Annotated in this window: 20 protein-coding genes; 14 read left to right on the top strand and 6 right to left on the bottom strand. The window is 66.7% G+C overall.

The window, feature by feature from the left end:
- The 4 genes from ACE3TU_RS07915 to ACE3TU_RS07900 form a co-directional block, all read left to right on the top strand.
- On the top strand, window positions 1-390 hold a 390-nt coding region (locus tag ACE3TU_RS07915; protein ID WP_374622439.1), incomplete at its 5' end, for a 4Fe-4S dicluster-binding protein.
- A 193-nt stretch (window positions 391-583) separates the two neighbouring features.
- Entirely contained in the window at window positions 584-1,522 is a 939-nt protein-coding gene (locus ACE3TU_RS07910) for a diguanylate cyclase domain-containing protein (protein ID WP_374622436.1), read from the top strand.
- 120 nt (window positions 1,523-1,642) lie between these two features.
- Window positions 1,643-2,020 carry a hypothetical protein gene (locus ACE3TU_RS07905; RefSeq protein ID WP_374622433.1) on the top strand — a complete coding sequence of 126 codons (378 nt, stop codon included), beginning with the start codon at window positions 1,643-1,645 and terminating at the stop codon, window positions 2,018-2,020.
- A gap of 11 nt (window positions 2,021-2,031) precedes the next feature.
- Window positions 2,032-2,955: a DMT family transporter gene (locus ACE3TU_RS07900; RefSeq protein WP_374622430.1), complete on the top strand. Its 924-nt coding sequence runs from the start codon at window positions 2,032-2,034 to the stop codon at window positions 2,953-2,955.
- Here ACE3TU_RS07900 and ACE3TU_RS07895 read toward each other — a convergent pair.
- The 3 genes from ACE3TU_RS07895 to ACE3TU_RS07885 are packed head-to-tail and all read right to left on the bottom strand — an operon-like array spanning window position 2,942 to window position 5,639.
- Entirely contained in the window at window positions 2,942-3,910 is a 969-nt protein-coding gene (locus tag ACE3TU_RS07895; protein WP_374622428.1) for an ATP-grasp fold amidoligase family protein, read from the bottom strand. The genes ACE3TU_RS07900 and ACE3TU_RS07895 overlap by 14 nt on opposite strands.
- On the bottom strand, window positions 3,907-4,938 hold the full coding sequence (locus ACE3TU_RS07890; RefSeq protein WP_374622426.1) for an ATP-grasp fold amidoligase family protein: 1,032 nt from the start codon (window positions 4,936-4,938) through the stop codon (window positions 3,907-3,909). The genes ACE3TU_RS07895 and ACE3TU_RS07890 overlap by 4 nt, the downstream gene beginning before the upstream one ends.
- A 26-nt stretch (window positions 4,939-4,964) precedes the next feature.
- A complete protein-coding gene (locus ACE3TU_RS07885) occupies window positions 4,965-5,639 on the bottom strand; it encodes a TetR family transcriptional regulator C-terminal domain-containing protein (RefSeq protein ID WP_374622424.1) in 675 nt (224 codons plus the stop codon).
- A 134-nt stretch (window positions 5,640-5,773) separates the two neighbouring features.
- Between ACE3TU_RS07885 and ACE3TU_RS07880 the strand changes: the two genes are divergently transcribed.
- From ACE3TU_RS07880 to ACE3TU_RS07835, 10 genes are all read left to right on the top strand, one after another.
- Window positions 5,774-7,102, top strand: coding sequence for an aspartate aminotransferase family protein (locus ACE3TU_RS07880; protein WP_374622421.1), 1,329 nt, complete (start codon window positions 5,774-5,776; stop codon window positions 7,100-7,102).
- Window positions 7,103-7,160: 58 nt separating this feature from the next.
- The gene (locus tag ACE3TU_RS07875; protein ID WP_374622419.1) at window positions 7,161-8,657 is read left to right on the top strand and encodes a CoA-acylating methylmalonate-semialdehyde dehydrogenase; all 1,497 of its coding nucleotides are present in this window, start codon (window positions 7,161-7,163) and stop codon (window positions 8,655-8,657) included.
- Between the two features lie 84 nt (window positions 8,658-8,741).
- Window positions 8,742-9,179, top strand: coding sequence for an endonuclease domain-containing protein (locus ACE3TU_RS07870; protein WP_374622442.1), 438 nt, complete (start codon window positions 8,742-8,744; stop codon window positions 9,177-9,179).
- A gap of 4 nt (window positions 9,180-9,183) precedes the next feature.
- The gene (locus ACE3TU_RS07865) at window positions 9,184-10,434 is read left to right on the top strand and encodes a Zn-dependent hydrolase (protein WP_374622416.1); all 1,251 of its coding nucleotides are present in this window, start codon (window positions 9,184-9,186) and stop codon (window positions 10,432-10,434) included.
- Window positions 10,343-11,161, top strand: coding sequence for an endonuclease domain-containing protein (locus ACE3TU_RS07860; RefSeq protein ID WP_374622414.1), 819 nt, complete (start codon window positions 10,343-10,345; stop codon window positions 11,159-11,161). The genes ACE3TU_RS07865 and ACE3TU_RS07860 overlap by 92 nt, the downstream gene beginning before the upstream one ends.
- Window positions 11,158-12,612, top strand: coding sequence for a dihydropyrimidinase (gene hydA / locus ACE3TU_RS07855; protein ID WP_374622411.1), 1,455 nt, complete (start codon window positions 11,158-11,160; stop codon window positions 12,610-12,612). The genes ACE3TU_RS07860 and hydA overlap by 4 nt, the downstream gene beginning before the upstream one ends.
- A 77-nt stretch (window positions 12,613-12,689) precedes the next feature.
- Window positions 12,690-13,463 (top strand): ABC transporter ATP-binding protein, encoded by a 774-nt coding sequence (locus ACE3TU_RS07850; RefSeq protein WP_374622408.1) that lies wholly within the window; start codon window positions 12,690-12,692, stop codon window positions 13,461-13,463.
- A 5-nt stretch (window positions 13,464-13,468) separates the two neighbouring features.
- Window positions 13,469-14,335 carry an ABC transporter permease gene (locus tag ACE3TU_RS07845; protein ID WP_374622406.1) on the top strand — a complete coding sequence of 289 codons (867 nt, stop codon included), beginning with the start codon at window positions 13,469-13,471 and terminating at the stop codon, window positions 14,333-14,335.
- The gene (locus tag ACE3TU_RS07840; protein WP_374622403.1) at window positions 14,332-15,420 is read left to right on the top strand and encodes an ABC transporter permease; all 1,089 of its coding nucleotides are present in this window, start codon (window positions 14,332-14,334) and stop codon (window positions 15,418-15,420) included. Before ACE3TU_RS07845 ends, ACE3TU_RS07840 begins: the two co-directional genes overlap by 4 nt.
- Window positions 15,421-15,500: 80 nt before the next feature.
- On the top strand, window positions 15,501-16,472 hold the full coding sequence (locus tag ACE3TU_RS07835) for an ABC transporter substrate-binding protein (protein ID WP_374622400.1): 972 nt from the start codon (window positions 15,501-15,503) through the stop codon (window positions 16,470-16,472).
- A 52-nt stretch (window positions 16,473-16,524) separates the two neighbouring features.
- Here ACE3TU_RS07835 and ACE3TU_RS07830 read toward each other — a convergent pair whose 3' ends face one another.
- The 3 genes from ACE3TU_RS07830 to ACE3TU_RS07820 all read right to left on the bottom strand — a co-directional run.
- The gene (locus ACE3TU_RS07830; RefSeq protein ID WP_374622397.1) at window positions 16,525-17,121 is read right to left on the bottom strand and encodes a hypothetical protein; all 597 of its coding nucleotides are present in this window, start codon (window positions 17,119-17,121) and stop codon (window positions 16,525-16,527) included.
- Window positions 17,118-18,278, bottom strand: coding sequence for a hypothetical protein (locus tag ACE3TU_RS07825; protein ID WP_374622394.1), 1,161 nt, complete (start codon window positions 18,276-18,278; stop codon window positions 17,118-17,120). Before ACE3TU_RS07825 ends, ACE3TU_RS07830 begins: the two co-directional genes overlap by 4 nt.
- Window positions 18,265-18,778: EAL domain-containing protein (locus ACE3TU_RS07820; protein ID WP_374622392.1), on the bottom strand; the 514-nt coding region annotated here is incomplete at its 5' end. The genes ACE3TU_RS07820 and ACE3TU_RS07825, both read right to left, overlap by 14 nt.

The following is an 18,778-nucleotide window of genomic DNA, read 5'->3' as shown; positions in this document are numbered from 1 at the left end:
GGGCACCGCACGCTCGAGGACTTCCAGGGCCGCGCCGTGCGCAATGTGACGGACTGGCAGTTCCTCAACCTGAACTACATCACCAAGGCGCGGATCGACCAGGACAAGTGCATCAAGTGCGGCCGCTGCCACATCGCCTGCGAGGACACCTCGCACCAGGCGATCAGCAAGACCAGGGACGGCGTTCGGCATTTCGAAGTGCTGGAAAACGAGTGCGTCGGCTGCAACCTGTGCGTCAATGTGTGTCCGGTCGAGGACTGCATCACGATGATCCAGCTCGAACCGGGAATGATCGACCAGCGCACCGGCCGGTCGGTGGAGCCCGCCTACGCGAACTGGACCACCCATCCGAACAACCCGATGGCCAAGGCGATCGAACCCGCCGAGTGAGGCCTTAACGCCTCGTTCACCATCTCGTCGGCCCGGATGGCCGCATAAACGATTGGACAAGGCGCCGGCCATAGGTTCTCCCACATCGGAGAGAACCGACATGGCGCAGCACTATCTGGCAATGTCACGGCCCGGGCGAGTCGCGGGGCCTGGTCTTGCGCGGCGAAGGACCGACCCGGACCCGGTTCGCCTGATGATCCTGTCCTTTGCGGCACTGTGTTTCGTCGCCGCCACCGTGGTCGGCGCGGCCTTGTTCGCCGTGCAGACGATCGACCACTCCGCTGTGAATCATGAAGTGGAGCGCGCACGCGTGGCGCTGTCCGTGCTGACAAGGCAGGGAGCGACGCCGGGCGCCGACATGGCGGCGCAGATTGCGCACGACTACCTGCTCGAGGACGCCCGTTTCGTGCCGGCAGGATCAGAGATCGAGTCGGGGGCGACCCTCATTGTCCCCGGCACCGGTTTTGAACTCGCCTGGTCGCCGCGCCTGCTCGGCAGCGAGGTATTCCTGGTGCTGGCGCCGCTGCGCCTGATGGTCTCGGCCGTCTTCCTCGGTGGCGTGGCCTACCTCGTCTACCGCATGTACGGCATCACCCGGCAGCTCGAGGAGCGTCGCCGACAGGCGCAGACGCTGGCCGCGCAGGACAGCCTGACCGGCCTCGGCAACCGCCTCGCCTTCGATCAGCGGCTCGATGCCGCCTTCGCGGCGAACCGGTCCGCGGCGCTGCTCTACCTCGATCTGGACGGCTTCAAGCAGGTCAACGACACGCTGGGGCACAGCGCCGGAGACGAGTTGCTGCGGATCGTGGGCACACGTCTGGGGCGCCTGGCCAGAGACGGCGACCTGGTGGTGCGCATCGGTGGCGACGAGTTCGGCATCCTGAGGACCGCGCCGACATCCCGCGAGGAGCTCGCCGAACTGGCCGCCGATGTCGGCCTGGCGCTGGGCGCGCCGTTCGAGCTCGGTGGCAAGGTCTTCGGCGTCAAGGCGAGCATCGGCATCGCGCTGGCGCCCGACGATGCGGATACCTCTGCCGCTCTGGTGCAGGCGGCCGACGAGGCCCTGTACCGCGCCAAGGCAATGCGCGGCGGCTTCACCTTTGCCCAGCCGGTGCGGCTGACCGGCAGCTGAGCAAGCCACAGGCCCGCTCCGGGTGGCGAGCGAGGCGAGGGAAGCGGTGGGCAAAGCCGATTTGGCCTGCCCAGCCTGTCACGGACATGTCAGAGCTTGGCCAACAGGGGGGAGGGCCACGTGACCTGGTTCATTACGTTCATTGCGCATCTGCTGCTCGGCGGCGTCTTCGTCGCTTACGGCGTCCGGAACACCCGCCATGTCGAGCGGCTGAGCGGCATCCTGGCCAAGCGACCGTTTCCGCTGGCCAGGCCGACTGTCCGCTTCGGCGTCGGGCTGCAGATCGCGGGCGGAGCCTTGACGGTGCTGGCGCCATTCTACGCCATCTGCGGCATCCTCGGCGGTGTCGCGATGATCGTCTTCCTCGTGCTCGCGACCGTGCTGTTTCACCCGCTGTGGCGCTACAAGGGCGACGAACGCACGCCGCACTTCACCGCGACAATGCTGAATTCGAGCCTCGTGGGGGCGTTCCTGCTGGTGATTGCCACGTCGCTCTGAGGGGGCCCGCCATGAGCGAGACCGGCGCGGAAGTCGAAGCCCGGGCGGATGGGCGGCAACGGGTGCTGTCGCACCTCGCCATGCTGCTGTTCGCCGCGCTGATCGCCGGCTCGTTCACCTTCGGCGCGCTGGCCGTGCCGCACCTCGCGCCTGCGCCGCTCAATGCGGTTCGCTTCGTGCTCGCCAGCGCCCTGATGGGTGCATTCGCCTTCGGCGTCGCGCGACGCCGCTTCAGCTGGCCCAGGGCGCCTTGGCGCTTCGCGGTGATGGGTTTTCTGATGGCGATCTATTTCGTCACCATGTTCATCGCCCTGACCATGACGCTGCCGGTGGCGACCAGTGCGGTCTATACGCTGGTACCGCTGATGACGGCGGTTACGGCCTGGTTCATCGTGCGGCAGCGATCCGGTCCGCTGGTGCTGGTCAGCCTGGTGATCGCCGGAGCCGGCGCGGTGTGGGTGATCTTCCGGGGCGACCTCGAGGCCCTGCTGGGCTTCGACATCGGCCGGGGCGAGCTCATCTATCTGATCGGCTGCATCGCCTATGCGTTCTATACCCCGCTGCTCCGGCGCTATGCCCGGGGCGAGGCGCCGCTGGTCCTCAGCTTCTGGACGCTGACAGCCACCGCGCTGTGGATCACCGGATATGGGCTGCCCGAGATCGTGGCGGTGGACTGGCTGCACCTGCCGCCCGTCGTCTGGTGGGTGATCGTCTACCTGGCGATCGGCCCGACGGCGATCTGCTTCTTCCTGATCCAGTTCGCCAGCCAGCACCTGCCGGCGGCCAAGGTCATTGCCTATGGCTACATCGTGCCGGCCTTCGTCATCGTGTTCGAGGGCGTCGCCGGACATGGCTGGGTCAGCCTCAGCGTCATCGTCGGCGCGCTGGTGACGGTATGCGGGCTGCTGGCGCTGGCGCTGATCAGGGAGCCGTGAGCGCCTGCCGCGCCAGTTCGGCGTTGCGAACCCGGGCCCAGCGCCGGAACGCGCCCTGGTACAGCGAGAGCGGAAAGGGCTGCGGGGTGGCAAGGAACCAGCTGCGCTCGATGCAGGCCAGCCAGCTGCGATAGATCAGCTTCGCCGGATCACCGTCACCGCCCATGCCTGCGGCCGGATAGAGGGTGATCTCGCCGAAATAGGCCTCGTCCTCGGTACACAGGAAGTCGACCCGATAGTAGTCGACATCCCGCCCGAGCCGCTCGGCGAAGGCGCGCGCCCGGTGGAAGGACGGCGGTGGCACGAAATCGTCCGGCAGGGCCGCCGGATCCGGACCCAGCCGGATGCGCCGGCCGTCCGGATAGAAGTAGCCGTCGCGGGCGGCGGAGGTCTTGAAGTCGGTGGCGACATGGCCGGCGCTGGCGACCCCGGCGTGGATGCGGAAGCTGATGTCGAACAGCGGCCGGCCATCGCCGACGCGACGCTCGACGAACAGCCTGGGCCTGATCCCCAGATAGGCCCATTGCTGCTCGACCTTGTAGGGCCGGGACAGCCAGACATCGAGCCGCCGTTCGAGTTCGGACCGCGGCAACGCCTCGCGGTCGGGGAAGACGTTCTGGTGCGAGGCGTGGTTGGTCTTGATGACGTAGCCCGGCCCGACCAGGGCCTCGGGGAGATCGGCGGCCCGCTCGCCGACCCAGATCACCTCGGGTTGCGGCAGGTCGGGCGCCCGCTCCGCCACCCAGGCCTTGGCGCCGAGCTTGTCGGTCAGTGTCACGAAGTGCGGATCGTGGTCGACGAGCTTGCGCCACTGCACCAGCTCACTCAGCCGCCGGGGCGCTGCGAACTGCGCCAGGCGGCGCTTGCGCCAGCTGAAGTCGGCATGGTGATAGGCATAGCGCAGCCACAGCAGCAGGTTGACCAGCGCGAGGATCATCCGGTCGGTGGCACTCACGACACGGTTCCTTCGGCCGACACGGGGATGGCGCGCACCTGGGACTGCAGCCGGGCGGCGGCCCACCGGCGGAACGCGGCAGCGTAGAGCGACAGCGGCCAGGACTGCCGGGTGGACAGGAACCACGACCGTTCGATGGCGCCGAGCCAGGCGCGGTAGATCGTGCCCGCGGTGTGCGTGCGGTGCTCATCTCCGAACCCGGAATCGGGGTAGAGGGTCATCTCGCACAGATACAGGTCCGGGCCGTCCCAGATCAGATCGACGCGCACGAAATCGAGGCCGCTGGCCAGCTGCTCGGCGATCGCCCTCGCCTCGAAGAAGTCCGGTCCCACCCGGAAGTCGTCCGGCAGGCGGCGGTCCCTCGCAAGTCCGGTCTCGTGGGGAAACCGCTCGCCGTCGCCGCTGAAGCAGGCACGCTGTTCATCGGCGGTCTTCTGGGCATTGTAGACATAGGCCGTGACCGCTTTTCCATCGCAGCAGCGAAAGGTCATCTCGCGAAGGGCCCGGCCGTCGCCGATCAGTCGCTCGACGATGATGCACGGCGCGAACTGCCCGTAGGCCCATTGCAGCTCGCGGTCGAAACGCTGCGCCAGCCATGTATCCAGCTGCCGGTTGATTTCAGCCCGCGGCTTCCTCTCCCGGTGCGGGAAGTAGTTGGTCGAGGTACCGTGGTTCGTCTTGATCACGTATCCGGGCGCGACAAGCTCGTCGGGAATGTTGGCCGCCACGGTCCCCGACCAGAGAACCTCCGCTGTCCTGATGCTGGGAACCTTGTTGCGCGCCCAGTCCTTCACCCGCTGCTTGTCGGCCAGGACCGCGAACAACGGATTGCGATCGAAGACCTTGCGCCACTGCACCAGCTCGGAGACGGCGGCGGGTGTGGCGAAGGTCGGCCAGCGCCGTCGACGCCAGGCGAAGGACAGGGACAGCCAGGGGTGGACGATCCAAACCACCAGATTGGCGACAGCCAGCACCGCGGCATCGGCGAGGGGCCACAGGTCCGGGGATCGAACGGTCTTCCAGAACATGCGCACCCTCGATGCTCACCCGGCAGTCAGTCCTTATGCGGAAACACCCCGCGCATGAACAGGTTCTCGAGAAAGCGCGCCGCATCCTCGAAGCGCCCCTCGCCGCCGCGGTCCTTGCCGAGGACGGCGCGCACCTGCACGTCGAAGTCGGCATAATGCTGCGTGGTCGCCCAGATGGCAAAGATCAGGTGGTACGGGTCGGTGCGAACGATCTTGCCGGCCTGCATCCAGCCCTCGAGCACCCGGGCCTTTTCGTCGACCAGTTGCTTCAGGTCTCCCTCGAGCACATCAAGGATGCGCGGCGCCCCCTGCAGCATCTCATTGGCGAAGAGCCGGCTCTGGCGGGGAAAGTCGCGGCTCATCTCGAGCTTGCGGCGGATGTAGGAGCGGATTTCGGGCACCGGATCGCCGACCGAATCCAGCTCGCGCAACGGCGTCAGCCAGACGTCGAGCATCGAGGTCATCAGCCGCTTGTAGATCTCTTCCTTGCGCGGGAAGTAATAGAGCAGGTTGGGCTTGCTCATCCCCGCCGCCTCGGCGATCTGGTCGATGGTAGCGCCCCGGAAACCTTCGCGGCTGAACACATCGAGGGCGGCCTCGAGGATCACGTCCTGCTTCTCGCGCTGGATGCGCGTCTGCGCGCGCGGCCGCGGCGTCCGGGCAGCTTTTGCCGCACCCTTGCCGTCCCCGGAGTCGAGCATTTTCACCTTGATCGGCGGCATGGGAGTGATAACGTTTTTTCCAACTGGTCAAATTTCTGGATAACACGTCCAAAGGTCAAGTGGCAAACAAACCTGACCATTGACCTCAACAAGAGACTGCCGAGGAGCGCAAGGTGTCCGACCGCCGCAACGTCACGCCCAACGATCTCAGCGCCTTCTGGATGCCGTTCACCGCGAACCGGCAGTTCAAGAAGGCACCGCGCATGTTCGTGGCTGCCAAGGACATGCACTACACCACGTCCGACGGTCGCAAGGTGCTCGACGGCACGGCGGGCCTGTGGTGCGTGAACGCCGGACACAGCCGCCCGCGCATCGTCCAGGCGATCGCCGAGCAGGCGGCCGAGATGGACTACGCCCCGGCGTTCCAGATGGGCCATCCCAAGGCATTCGAGCTGGCCAATGCGCTGGTCTCGATCGCACCCCAGGGCCTCAATCACGTGCTCTACACCAATTCCGGCTCGGAATCGGTGGAGACGGCGCTCAAGGTGGCGCTGGCCTATCACCGGGTGAAGGGTGAGGGCGCCCGGTTCCGGCTGATCGGACGCGAGCGCGGCTACCACGGGGTGAATTTCGGCGGCATCTCGGTGGGCGGCATCGTCACCAACCGCAAGATGTTCGGGACGCTGCTGACCGGCGTCGACCACATGCCGCACACCCATACGCCGGGGGCGAACCAGTTCACCCGCGGCGAGCGCGAGACGGGCGGCGACCTCGCAACCGAGCTCGAGCGCATCGTCACGCTGCACGACGCCTCGACCATCGCGGCGGTGATCGTCGAGCCGGTGGCCGGCTCCACCGGCGTGCTGATCCCGCCCAAGGGGTACCTGCAGAAGCTGCGCGACATCACCAGGAAGCACGGCATCCTGCTGATCTTCGACGAGGTCATCACCGGCTTCGGCCGCGTCGGCACGCCATTCGCGGCGGACTATTTCGGCGTCACGCCGGACATCATGGTCACCGCCAAGGGGCTCACCAACGGCACCATCCCGATGGGTGCGGTGCTCGTCACCTCGGAAATCCACGACGCCTTCATGCAGGGGCCCGAGCACGTCATCGAGTTCATGCACGGCTATACCTATTCGGGCAACCCGGTGGCCTCGGCGGCGGGCCTCGCGACGCTGGAGACCTACAAGGAAGAGGGCCTGCTGACCCGTGGCGCCGAACTCGCCGGGTACTGGGAGGACGCGCTTCATTCGCTCAAGGGGCTGCCGCATGTCATCGACATCCGCAACCTTGGCCTGATCGGGGCCGTCGAACTCGAGCCCATCGCCGGATCGCCGACCAAGCGGGCTTTCTCGGCCTTCGTGAAGGCGTTCGAGCAGGGCATCCTGATCCGCACCACCGGCGACATCATCGCCATGAGCCCGCCGCTGATCATCTCGAAGGCGCAGATCGACGAGTTGATCGGCACTCTGGCAAGCATCCTGAAGACGCTTGAGTGACACGGAACGATCGTTCTATACGGGGAACGAACGTTCCATATTCGAGCGGAGGACCGCGATGAAGACCATTCAGAATGCGATCGGCGGCAAGCTGGTCCCCTCGACGAGCAGTCGCAGCCAGCCGGTGTTCAATCCGGCCACCGGCGAAGCGATCGCCACCCTGCCGCTGTCGAGTGTCGACGAACTGGCGGCCGCGGTAGCGGCGGCCAGGGCCGCCCTGCCGGCCTGGGCCAATACCACGCCGATGAAGCGCGCCCGGGTGTTCTTCAAGTTCAAGGAACTGCTCGAGAAACACGCCGACGAGCTGGCGCGGCTGATCAGCCTCGAGCACGGCAAAGTGCATGACGATGCGCTGGGCGAACTGGCGCGCGGCATCGACTGCGTCGATTTCGCCTGCGGCATACCGCATTTGGTGAAGGGCGAGTTCAGCCGCAATGTCGGCCCCTCGATCGACAGCTACTCGGACCGGCAGCCGCTCGGCGTGGTGGCCGGCATCACCCCGTTCAACTTCCCGGCCATGGTGCCGATGTGGATGTATCCGCTGGCCATCGCCTGCGGCAACACGTTCATCCTGAAGCCCTCGGAGCGCGATCCCTCGGCGCCGATGTTCGCCTGGCAGCTGCTGATGGAGGCGGGGCTGCCGGATGGCGTGCTCAATGTCGTGCACGGCGACAAGGAGATCGTCGATGCCATTCTCGATCATCCCGACATCAAGGCGGTGAGCTTCGTCGGTTCGACGCCGATTGCCGAGTACGTCTACCGGCGGGGCACGCAGGCCGGCAAGCGCGTGCAGGCGCTGGGCGGCGCCAAGAACCACATGATCGTCATGCCCGACGCCGACATGGACCAGGCGGCCGACGCGCTGATGGGCGCCGGCTACGGCTCGGCAGGCGAGCGCTGCATGGCGATTTCCGTGGCGGTGCCGGTGGGCGACAAGACCGCCGACGCGCTGGTGGCCAAGCTCAAGCCGCGCGTCGAGGCGCTCAAGATCGGCCCGGCAACTGACAAGGACGCCCAGATGGGCCCGATCGTCACCCGGGCACAGCGTGACAAGATCGTCGGCTACATCGACTCCGGTGTCGAGCAGGGGGCAGAACTGGTGGTCGACGGGCGAGGTTTCTCGCTGCAGGGCTACGAGAACGGTTTCTTCGTCGGTGGCACGCTGTTCGATCGCGTCAGGCCCGACATGAAGATCTATCGCGAGGAGATCTTCGGACCGGTGCTCTCGGTGGTGCGGGCGCACAGCTACCAGGATGCGGTGGACCTGATCCACGGCCACGAATATGCCAATGGCACGGCGATCTTCACCCGCGACGGCGATGCGGCGCGCGAGTTCGCCGACAAGATCGAGGTCGGCATGGTGGGCATCAACGTGCCGATCCCGGTGCCGGTCGCCTATCACTCGTTCGGCGGCTGGAAGCGCTCGCTGTTCGGCGACCATTCGATCTACGGGCCGGAAGGGGTGCATTTCTACACGCGGCTCAAGACCATCACCGCCCGCTGGCCCGCCGGCATCAAGGGCGGCGCGGAGTTCAGCTTCCCGAGCCAGAAATAAGCGATGGTCGAAGGCCCCAGCAACCGCGGCTCGAGCATCCCCTCGCCCCTCCGGGGAGAGGGTGGCTTGGCGAAGCCAAGCCGGGTGAGGGGCCGGAAGCTGACGCCAGACGCCGTCAGCAGAGGCAGGTCACTGCGGCGGCGAGAGACCCAGGCAGAGCGACGCCTTTGGAACTTCCTTCGAAATCGCAGCGTGCGCGGACTGAAGTTCGTACGCCAATTTCCGATCGAGCCGTTCATCGCTGATTTCGTTTGCCGCGACCTGATGCTGGTCATCGAAGTGGACGGGAGCCAGCACGCAGACTTGGCAACTGACCTGACACGCACAGCCTTGTTGAACGCGCGGGGTTACTCCGTTCTGCGGTTCTGGAACAATGACGTGCTGAGCGACCTTGAGGGAGTGTTCTTGATGCTGAGCGCCATCGTCGATGGCGTTGACATCGGCCCCTCACCCGGCTGGCGATACTCGCCAGCCACCCTCTCCCCAGAGGGGCGAGGGGATTCCGAGACATCGAGGATATAGACGCATGCCAACTCCCGGCGAGAACCTCCGTATCGACCCCGAGCGCCTGTGGGGCTCCATCCACGAGTTGGCGGAGATCGGGCCGGGGGTTGCGGGTGGCTCCAACCGGCAGACGGTCACCGACGACGACGCCAAGGGCCGGGCGGTGTTCCAGAAATGGTGCGAGGCCGCCGGCATGAGCATGGGGCTCGACCAGATGGGCACCATGTTCGCCCGTCGCGAGGGCACGGAGCCGGGGCTCGATCCGGTCTATGTCGGCAGCCACCTCGACACCCAGCCGACCGGCGGGCGCTATGACGGGGTGCTGGGCGTTCTGGGCGGGCTCGAGGTGATCCGCACGCTCAACGATCTCGATATCCGGACGCGTCGCCCGATCGTGGTGGTCAACTGGACCAACGAGGAAGGGGCACGATTTGCCCCGGCGATGATGGCTTCCGGCGTGTTCGCGGGCGTGCTCGATCAGGCCGACGTCTATTCGCACAAGGACAAGGACGGCAAGAGCTTCGGCGAGGAGCTGGTGCGGATCGGCTGGCGCGGCGACGAGGTCGTCGGGGCACGGAAGATTCACGCCTACTACGAGTTGCACATCGAGCAAGGCCCGATCCTCGAGGACGAGAATGTCGATATCGGGGTGGTCACCCACGGCCAGGGGCTGAAGTGGCTGCAGGTGACGCTGACCGGCAAGGAAGCGCATACCGGCTCGACGCCGATGCCGAAGCGCCGCAATGCCAGCCTGGGCATGGCGCGGGTGATCGAACTGGTGCACGAGGTGGCAATGGACTACCAGCCCGACGCCGTGGGCGCGGTGGGGCATGTCCAGGTCTACCCGAACTCGCGCAACATCATCGTGGGCAAGGCCGTGTTCACCATCGACATCCGTTCGCCCAACAAGGACGTGCTGGACGAGATGGATGCGCGCATCCGGGGCGGCATCGAGACCGTCGCCGAGGGGCTGGATATCGGCTTCGAAATCGAGCAGGTCGGGCATTTCGACCCGGTGACGTTCGACAAGACGCTGGTGGGCAACATCCGGGCCGCCGCCAGGGAACTCGGCTACTCGCATCGCGACATCGTCTCGGGGGCCGGCCACGATGCGTGCTGGATCAATCGCGTGGCGCCATCGGCGATGATCATGTGTCCGTGCGTCGACGGTCTTTCGCACAATGAGGCAGAAGCCATCAGCAAGGAGTGGGCGGCGGCGGGCACTGACGTGCTGTTGCGCGCGGTGCTGGAGACGGCGGAGATCGCCTCATGAAGCCGGATGGATTCGTAGAGCGGACCCTGCTCGAAATCGCCGATGGCGTTGTCGCGGCGCAACGAGAGACGCTGCTTTGCGTCGCACCTGGGAATGCGGTGGGCTGAGAATGGAGGCGTTTCGAGACGCGATGGTTGCCGATGCCCCCGCCTCATCCGGCGATGCGCACCACCCGGTCCCCGACTGGAAGAGGAAGACAGGAACCTCGCGGGCACGGCTTTTGCGGAAGCAGGCTACGGATGCTGAGAACCGGCTCTGGTATGTGCTGCGCAACCGCAACCTTGATGGGCTCAAGTTTGTCCGGCAGATGCCGATCGGGCGGTATTTCGCTGACTTCGCCTGCCGTGAGGCCGCGCTGATCGTCGAGCTCGACGGCAGTCAGCACGCGGAGTCTGATCGGGACATCCAAAGGACATCCTTTCTCTTGGGCCAAGGGTACTCGGTACTGCGGTTCTGGAACAACGATGTCCTGCGCAACCGTGACGGTGTGCTGGAGTCCATCCGCGCCGTGATCGCTGGGACCCCCTCACCCGACCTGCGCTATGCGCAGGCCACCCTCTCCCCGACGGGGAGAGGAACAAGGGGAGCGCGAGCCGCAAGGGCGGCGTCTGCAGCAAGACAGTTGAGCGAGGCACCCTCTGTTCCTCTCCCCGTCGGGGAGAGGGTGGATCGGCCGCAGGCCGAGACGGGTGAGGGCTTTCATAGCACACACAGGAAGATGCCATGACCAGCAAGATCATCAAGAACGGCACCGTCGTGACGGCGGACCTCACCTACACCGCCGACATCCGCGTCGAGAGCGGCCGGATCACCGAGATCGGGCAGCACTTGTCGGGCGGCGAGGTGCTGGATGCCTCGGGCTGCTACGTCATGCCGGGCGGGATCGACCCGCATACGCATCTCGAAATGCCGTTCATGGGCACCTACTCGTCGGACGATTTCGAGTCCGGCACCCGGGCAGCGCTCAGTGGCGGCACCACCATGGTGGTGGATTTCTGCCTCCCCAGTCCCAACCAGTCGCTGCTCGAAGCGTTGCAGATGTGGGACAACAAGACCGGCAAGGCGAGTTGCGACTACTCGTTCCACATGGCGATCACCTGGTGGGGCGAGCAGGTGTGGAAGGAGATGGCCGACGTCGTCGATCGCGGCATCACCTCGTTCAAGCACTTCATGGCCTACAAGGGCGCCCTGATGGTGAACGACGACGAGATGTTCGCCTCGTTCCAGCGCTGCGCCGAGTTGGGCGCCCTGCCGCTGGTGCATGCCGAGAACGGCGACGTGGTTGCCTCGATGACGCAGAAGCTGCTGGCCGAAGGCAATAACGGCCCGGAGGCGCACGCCTATTCGCGGCCGCCGGAAGTCGAGGGCGAGGCGACCAACCGCGCCATCATGATCGCCGACATGGCCGGCGTGCCGGTCTATATCGTCCATACCTCCTGCGAGCAGGCGCACGAGGCGATCCGGCGCGCCCGGCAGAAGGGCATGCGCGTCTATGGCGAGCCGCTGATCCAGCATCTCACCCTCGACGAGACCGAGTACTTCAACCGCGACTGGGACTATGCGGCCCGCCGGGTGATGAGCCCGCCGTTCCGCAACAAGCTGCACCAGGATTCGCTGTGGGCCGGGCTGCAAGCGGGCTCGCTGCAGGTGGTGGCGACCGACCACTGCGCCTTCACCACCGCGCAGAAGCGCAGCGGCATCGGCAATTTCGCCAAGATCCCGAACGGGACGGGCGGGCTCGAGGACCGGCTGCCGGTGCTGTGGACGAAGGGCGTCAATACCGGCCGCCTGACGATGAACGAATTCGTCGCGGTGACCTCGACCAACATCGCCAAAATCCTCGGGCTCTATCCCAGGAAGGGCGCGGTGCTGGTGGGTGCCGATGCCGACCTCGTGGTCTGGGATCCGAAGCGCAAGAAGACGATCTCGGCGGACAGGCAGCAGTCGGCGATCGACTACAACGTGTTCGAGGGGATCGAGGTCACCGGGCTGCCGCGTTTCGTGCTGACGCGGGGCCGCGTCTCGGTGACCGAGGACAAGGTCGATGCGCAGCAGGGCCACGGCCAGTTCGTCGGCCGCGAGCCGAACAATCCGGTGAACCGGGCGCTTTCGACATGGAAGGACATCATGGCACCGCGCAAGGTGGAACGGACCGGCATTCCGCAGAGCGGGGTGTGATGGCGGTGGGTATCCGACGACCGACCGCAACCAGCGCGGGCGGGAGGTCGTATAGATAACGTGCAGGGGGTTTGCATTTGACGTCGGTGGTTTCCGCCCGGGGCCTGGGCCTGACATTCAAGACCGGTGACGGCGACGTGCTGGCGTTGTCGGATGTGAATCTCGACATCAACAAGGGCGAGTTCGTCTCGTTCATCGGCCCGTCCGGCTGCGGCAAGACGACGTTCCTCAGGGTCATCGCCGACCTCGAACAGCCGACGTCGGGGACGATCACCGTCAACGGCGTCGCGCCGGCCGAGGCCCGGGCCAGCCGGTCGTACGGCTACGTGTTCCAGGCGCCGGCGCTGCTGCCCTGGCGGACGATCGATCGCAACGTAGCGCTTCCGCTCGAGATCATGGGTTACCGCGACAGCGCCGCCCGGGTGCAGAAGGCGCTGGAACTGGTCAACCTCACGGGCTTCGAGAGGAAGTTCCCCTGGCAGCTTTCGGGCGGCATGCAGCAGCGCGCCTCGATCGCGCGGGCACTGGCCTTCGACGCCGACCTCTTGCTGATGGACGAGCCGTTCGGCGCGCTCGACGAGATCGTGCGCGACCACCTCAACTCGGAGCTCCTGAAGCTCTGGGCGGCGACGCACAAGACCATCGCCTTCGTTACCCACTCGATCCCCGAGGCGGTGTACCTCAGTACCAAGATCGTGGTGATGAGCCCGCGGCCGGGCCGGGTGACCGACATCATCGACAGCCCCCTGCCCCGCGAGCGCCCGCTCGACATCCGCGAGACGCCGGAATTCCTCGCCATCGCCCACCGGGTGCGCGAGGGGTTGCGCGCCGGGCACAGCTACGAGGAGTAGCGGGCATGCGAAGCAAGGCGCTGCCGGTGCTGGTGGTCCTCGGCGTCATCGTGCTGTTCTGGTACGCGATGGCCGTGGTGATGAACGCGCCGTGGCAGCAGACGCTGAACGGACGGGCGGGCGTCGTGCCGGGACCAGTGGAGTTTGTCCTGCAGACCTACGCGCAGGACAAGCCGGTGCTGCCCGCTCCGCACCAGGTGGTGGGCGCGATCTGGACCGGGCTGTTCGGCTCGGCCATCACCGCGCCGCGCTCGCTGGCCTTCCACGCCGGGATCACGCTCGGGGCGACGCTCTCGGGCTTTGCGCTCGGCACGCTGCTGGGCGTGCTGCTCGCCGTGATGATCGTCCACAACAACGCCTCGGATCGCTCGCTGATGCCGTGGATCATCGCGAGCCAGACGGTGCCGATCCTCGCCGTCGCGCCGATGGTCGTGGTCGGGCTCGGCGCGGTCGGGGTCACCGGGATCGTCCCCAAGGCGCTGATCTCGATGTACCTGAGCTTCTTCCCGGTCGTGGTCGGCATGGTCAAGGGCCTCAGGACGCCGGAGATCATCCAGCTCGACCTGATGCGGACCTACAATGCCTCGGCCTGGCAGGTCTTCTGGAAGCTGCGCTGGCCGGCGTCGATCCCGATCCTGTTTGCCTCGATGAAGGTCGGCATCGCCATCTCGCTGATCGGCGCGGTGGTGGGCGAACTGTCGAACAGCGCCGGCGGCGGGCTCGGAGTGCGTCTGCTCACCGGCTCGTATAACGGCCAGACGATCCAGATCTGGGCGGCGCTGTTCATCGCCGCGGCGCTCGCCGCCGTCCTCGTCATCCTCGTCGGCTGGGGCGAGACACTCGCCAACCGCCGGATGGGGGTGCGGGCATGAGCCGGCCGCAGGTCACGCTCGCCGTCGCGGCGGTGCTGTTCGCGGCGCTGACGCTGCTGTTCGGCCTCGCCGGTGGCCTGTCGACGCCGCTGCTGCTGTTCGGCATCGCCGGGCTGCTGACCGCCTTGCGGTTCTTCGTGCCGGTCTCGCCCTGGATCGACGGCGCACTCGCCGCATTCGGGGCATGGGCGCTGCTCGATGCGCTGGCGCTGTTCGACGTCGAGCCCGGCTGGTTCTGGCTGGCGCTGGTTGCCTGCTGGCTGTTCGCCTGGCTGTTCGTCGAGCGCCTCGCCCGGTCGATCCGCCAGGGTGGCACGCCAGAAGCGTTCGGGTTGCTGATCCCGGTGGTGTTCGGCCTGTCGCTGCTGTTCGCCTGGGAGATCGTCACCCGCGGGGCCAACGTGCCGCAGGTGCTGCTGCCGGCGCCGAGCCAGATCTGGGAGCGGCTGGTCGCATCGGTGCCGACGCTGGCCGCCGATTTCGTCCAGACCTTCAAGGCGGTGCTCGCCGGGTTCGTGCTCGGCTGCGGGTCGGGCTTCGTCGTCGCCATCCTCGTCGACCGCTCGCCGTTCCTCAAACGCGGGCTGCTGCCGATCGGCAACTTCGTCTCGGCGCTGCCGATCATCGGCATCGCGCCGATCATGGTGATGTGGTTCGGCTTCGACTGGCCTTCCAAGGCTGCTGTCGTCGTCGCCATGACGTTCTTTCCGATGCTGGTGAACACGGTTGCCGGGCTCAATGCATCGAGCAGCATCGAGCGCGACCTGATGCGCACCTATGCCTCCAGCTACTGGGAGACGCTGTACAAGCTGCGGCTGCCGGCGGCGGCACCGTTCATCTTCAACGCGTTGAAGATCAACTCGACTCTGGCGCTGATCGGCGCAATCGTAGCGGAATTCTTCGGGACGCCCATCGTGGGAATGGGCTTCCGGATATCGACCGAGGTCGGAAAACTCAACATCGACCTGGTCTGGGCAGAAATCGCCGTGGCGGCGGTTGCGGGTTCTGCCTTCTACGGGGTCATCGCACTCATCGAGCGCGCGGTGACCTTCTGGCATCCGTCGATCCGAGGTGGGCGGACTTGAAGTCCGCCTGGCCGAGATTGGCGGGCATAAAGTCCGCCTGGCCGTGGTGGTCGGGCGTAACAGGGGTAAGGGAAACGAGCATGAAGAAACTTCTTCTGGCATTGGCGGCAGGCGCGATGGCGCTCACCGCCTCGGCCGCAATGGCCCAGGACAAGCTGACGCTGCAGCTGAAATGGGTGACGCAGGCGCAGTTCGCCGGCTACATCGTCGCAAAGGCGAAGGGCTTCTACACCGAGGAAAACCTCGACGTCTCCATCCTGCCGGGCGGCCCGAACGTTGCGCCGGAGCAGGTGATTGCCGGCGGTGGCGCCGACATCATCGTCGACTGGATGGGTGGTGCCGCCGCGGCTCGCGACAAGGGCGTGCCGCTGGTCAATATCGCGCAGCCGTTCAAGCGCGCCGCGCTGATGATGATCTGCCCGAAGGAAACCGGCATCACCTCCGTCGCCGATTTCAAGGGCAAGACGCTCGGCGTCTGGTTCTTCGGCAACGAGTATCCGTTCTTCGCCTGGATGAACAAGGAAGGCCTGTCGACGGCCGAAGGCGGCGACGTCAAGGTGCTGCAGCAGAGCTTCGACATCCAGCCGATGATCCAGAAGCAGGCCGACTGCATCTCGGTGATGACCTATAACGAGTACGGCCAGGCGCTGGACGCGGGCTACGGCCCGGACAACCTGACCATCTTCAACTATACCGAGATGGGCAACGACCTGCTCGAGGACGGCCTCTATGTCATGGAGCCGACCCTGCAGGACCCGGCCAAGGTCGACGCCTACACCCGCTTCGTGAAGGCCTCGATGAAGGGCTGGCAGTACGCACTCGACAATCCCGACGAGGCCGCGCAGATCGTCGTCGACTCCGACGATACCGGCGCCGCCGAACTGGCGCACCAGCGCTACATGGTGGGCGAGGTGTCCAAGCTCGTCGATGCGGCCGACCCGGCGCTCGACATGGCCGCCTATGAGCGCACCATCAAGGCTTTGGTCGACCAGAAGATCATCTCCAAGGCCCCGGAAGGCGCCTACACGACCATGATCACCGACAAGCTCTGAGCCATCCGCTCACGGCAGATGACCGAGGCGGGGGAGCGAACCCCGCCTCGTTTCATTTCTGACTCAGCGTCACCGACCGGACGAAGAGCGCCAGGGCGCCGCGATGCTGGCCGGCGCCGATGCGCCGGGGACTGACGGCATCCGGAAAGCGCAAACGCAGATCGAGCGCGCCGTCGAGGGCGGGCTCGGGGGGAATGTCGACGGCAATGCGCTCGACATCGCGGTTGGCCAGGCGGAAGGTGGGCAGGACCTCGCCGTCCGCATCGATCTCGACCCGCTGGACGGGATGGCTCGACGAGACCAGCGCGCGGGCCTCGAGTTCGAGCCGCAGGGGACCGGCGAGCGGGGGCAGGCGGAAGTAGAGATGCGCGCCGCCGCCGAGGCTCCAGGCGCCATCGTCGAGGGTAAGCCAGCCACACACGAAGATGCCGTCCGGCCCGGCCTCGGGCGTATCGAAACGCGGAACGACCGGCTGGCCGAGCAGGTAGTCGCCCCCCTCCCCGCCATGCCAGCAGTCGGCCCGATCGATGAACTGCGCCCGGTAGGCGGCGCTCGGTCGGGGCATCAGCACCAGCAGGGCCACGGCCAGCTCGGCGAGCAGCAGTGCGGCGGCGCCCCAGTGCCAGCGGGTGAGGCGGATGCCGCTCATGTCAGGTAGCTGACGTCGGAAAGCCATCCCAGGGCCGACAGGTAGCCCAGCGCGACGCCGGTGAGGCCTGCGAGGATCGCGTGCCAGCCGCGTCGTGATGCGGCCTGGGCGAGCAGAAGGTAGAACGGGAACTGTCCGGCAATGAAGCGCGGCATGGAGATGACGCCGCTCGACAGCGGGATGACGAGGCCGAGGCCGCAGAAGAGGCCCTCGGTGGTGCGCCGCCGGGCCAGCAGCAGGGCGGCAAGCAGCAGGCCGACGACGGCGCTGATCGACCAGATGACGTAGGCGAGAAAGCTCGACGTCAGCCCTTCCCAGAGCTGCAGCCAGGGCCAGTCGAGATAGCGGCCCCAGGCCTCCTGGGCGCGCATGAAGGCAAGAGCGTCGCCGACCGTCAGGTAGAGAAAGGCCATGTAGGCGAACAGGCCGAGCGGGGCGAGCGCGACGCCGAAGAACAGCCGGCCGTCGCCGAGGAGAGCGGCGGGTACGTCGCGCCAGCGGCAGCCTGCGCGCCGCGCTGCCAGCACGGCATGCAGCACGATGACGATGACCATCACGATCCCGACCAGGCGGGTTGCGGAGAGGCAGGCGGTGGCGAGACCTGCGGCTGCGTAGTCGCTGCGCTGCAGGGCGACGAAGGCGAGAACGGTGAAGAGCACGAACAGGCTCTCGGAGTATCCGGTGGTGAAGTAGACCGCGCCGGGACCGGCGAGGAGGAGCACCGTCGCGACGAGGTAGGCGCGGCGATCGCCGGCAAACAGCGGCCACGACGCCACGGCGGCGGCGCCGATGGCAAAGGCGCCGAGGCCCATCCCGGCGAGGGGGCCGGTGAGGCCGCTCAGCCGCTGGGCGAGACCGAGCAACAGGGGCAGCATCGGAAAGAAGGCCCAGGCGGCCTGACCCTCGTTGTTGGGGTGCGGGTCGTAGCCGCCTGTCGCGATATCGACGTACCACAGGCAATCCCACCGGCACAGGGCAACGGCATAGGCGGCAAGACCCGGTTGGCCGCCGGTGTGCAGGTGCGCGACGTAGCGCAGCAGCAGTCCGAACAGCAGCATGCCGATCGCCGATGCGACGACGAACCGCCAGTCCCTCGCGTCACCTCTTGACGCCGCCGCGGGAGCGGCCGCCGCCGAGCCGGCCTCAGCCGGCGGCACGTCGGGCGCCCTCGAACGGCTGGCTGGGCATGGTGTCGTAGGCGGCATTGAGTAGGCGGCGCACCTGCTCGCGCGGCATCGGGCGGGCGATCAGGTAGCCCTGGGCCTCGGTGTAGCCGGCCAGGTGGACGGAGCGCAGTTGCTCCGCCGTCTCGATGCCCTCGGCCGTTGTCGTCATCTGCATCTTGGCGCCGATGTCGGCGACGGCGGCCACGATCGCCTGGGCATGCTGGGCGTCGCTGAGGGCGCGGACGAAGGCGCCATCGATCTTGATCTTGTCGAAGGGGAAGGCGAGCAGGTAGCTCAGCGCAGAGTAGCCGGTGCCGAAATCGTCGAGGGCGACCCGCACCCCCAATGCACGCAGCTGGCGCAAGGTCTCGAGGCTCTGTTCGGACTGCTCGAGGAATACCGATTCGGTGATCTCGATCTCGGCGCGATCATGCGCGAGCCCCGAGGTGGCAAGGGCATTCATCACGGCCGCCACCAGATTGCCGCGACGC

The sequence above is a fragment of the Devosia sp. genome, assembly GCF_041917035.1.
In the GTDB taxonomy this organism is placed as follows: domain Bacteria; phylum Pseudomonadota; class Alphaproteobacteria; order Rhizobiales; family Devosiaceae; genus Devosia_A.
This window is presented reverse-complemented; position numbering and strand designations above follow the sequence as displayed.

Bases quoted from the DNA above. Each gene is read 5' to 3' on its own strand.
- ACE3TU_RS07910 (WP_374622436.1), top strand. From the start codon at position 584: ATGATCCTGTCCTTTGCGGCACTGTGTTTCGTCGCCGCCACCGTGGTC.
- ACE3TU_RS07900 (WP_374622430.1), top strand. From the start codon at position 2,032: ATGAGCGAGACCGGCGCGGAAGTCGAAGCCCGGGCGGATGGGCGGCAA.
- ACE3TU_RS07890 (WP_374622426.1), bottom strand. From the start codon at position 4,938: ATGTTCTGGAAGACCGTTCGATCCCCGGACCTGTGGCCCCTCGCCGAT.
- ACE3TU_RS07885 (WP_374622424.1), bottom strand. From the start codon at position 5,639: ATGCTCGACTCCGGGGACGGCAAGGGTGCGGCAAAAGCTGCCCGGACG.
- ACE3TU_RS07875 (WP_374622419.1), top strand. From the start codon at position 7,161: ATGAAGACCATTCAGAATGCGATCGGCGGCAAGCTGGTCCCCTCGACG.
- ACE3TU_RS07865 (WP_374622416.1), top strand. From the start codon at position 9,184: ATGCCAACTCCCGGCGAGAACCTCCGTATCGACCCCGAGCGCCTGTGG.
- ACE3TU_RS07860 (WP_374622414.1), top strand. From the start codon at position 10,343: ATGAGGCAGAAGCCATCAGCAAGGAGTGGGCGGCGGCGGGCACTGACG.
- hydA (WP_374622411.1), top strand. From the start codon at position 11,158: ATGACCAGCAAGATCATCAAGAACGGCACCGTCGTGACGGCGGACCTC.
- ACE3TU_RS07845 (WP_374622406.1), top strand. From the start codon at position 13,469: ATGCGAAGCAAGGCGCTGCCGGTGCTGGTGGTCCTCGGCGTCATCGTG.
- ACE3TU_RS07840 (WP_374622403.1), top strand. From the start codon at position 14,332: ATGAGCCGGCCGCAGGTCACGCTCGCCGTCGCGGCGGTGCTGTTCGCG.
- ACE3TU_RS07835 (WP_374622400.1), top strand. From the start codon at position 15,501: ATGAAGAAACTTCTTCTGGCATTGGCGGCAGGCGCGATGGCGCTCACC.
- ACE3TU_RS07830 (WP_374622397.1), bottom strand. From the start codon at position 17,121: ATGAGCGGCATCCGCCTCACCCGCTGGCACTGGGGCGCCGCCGCACTG.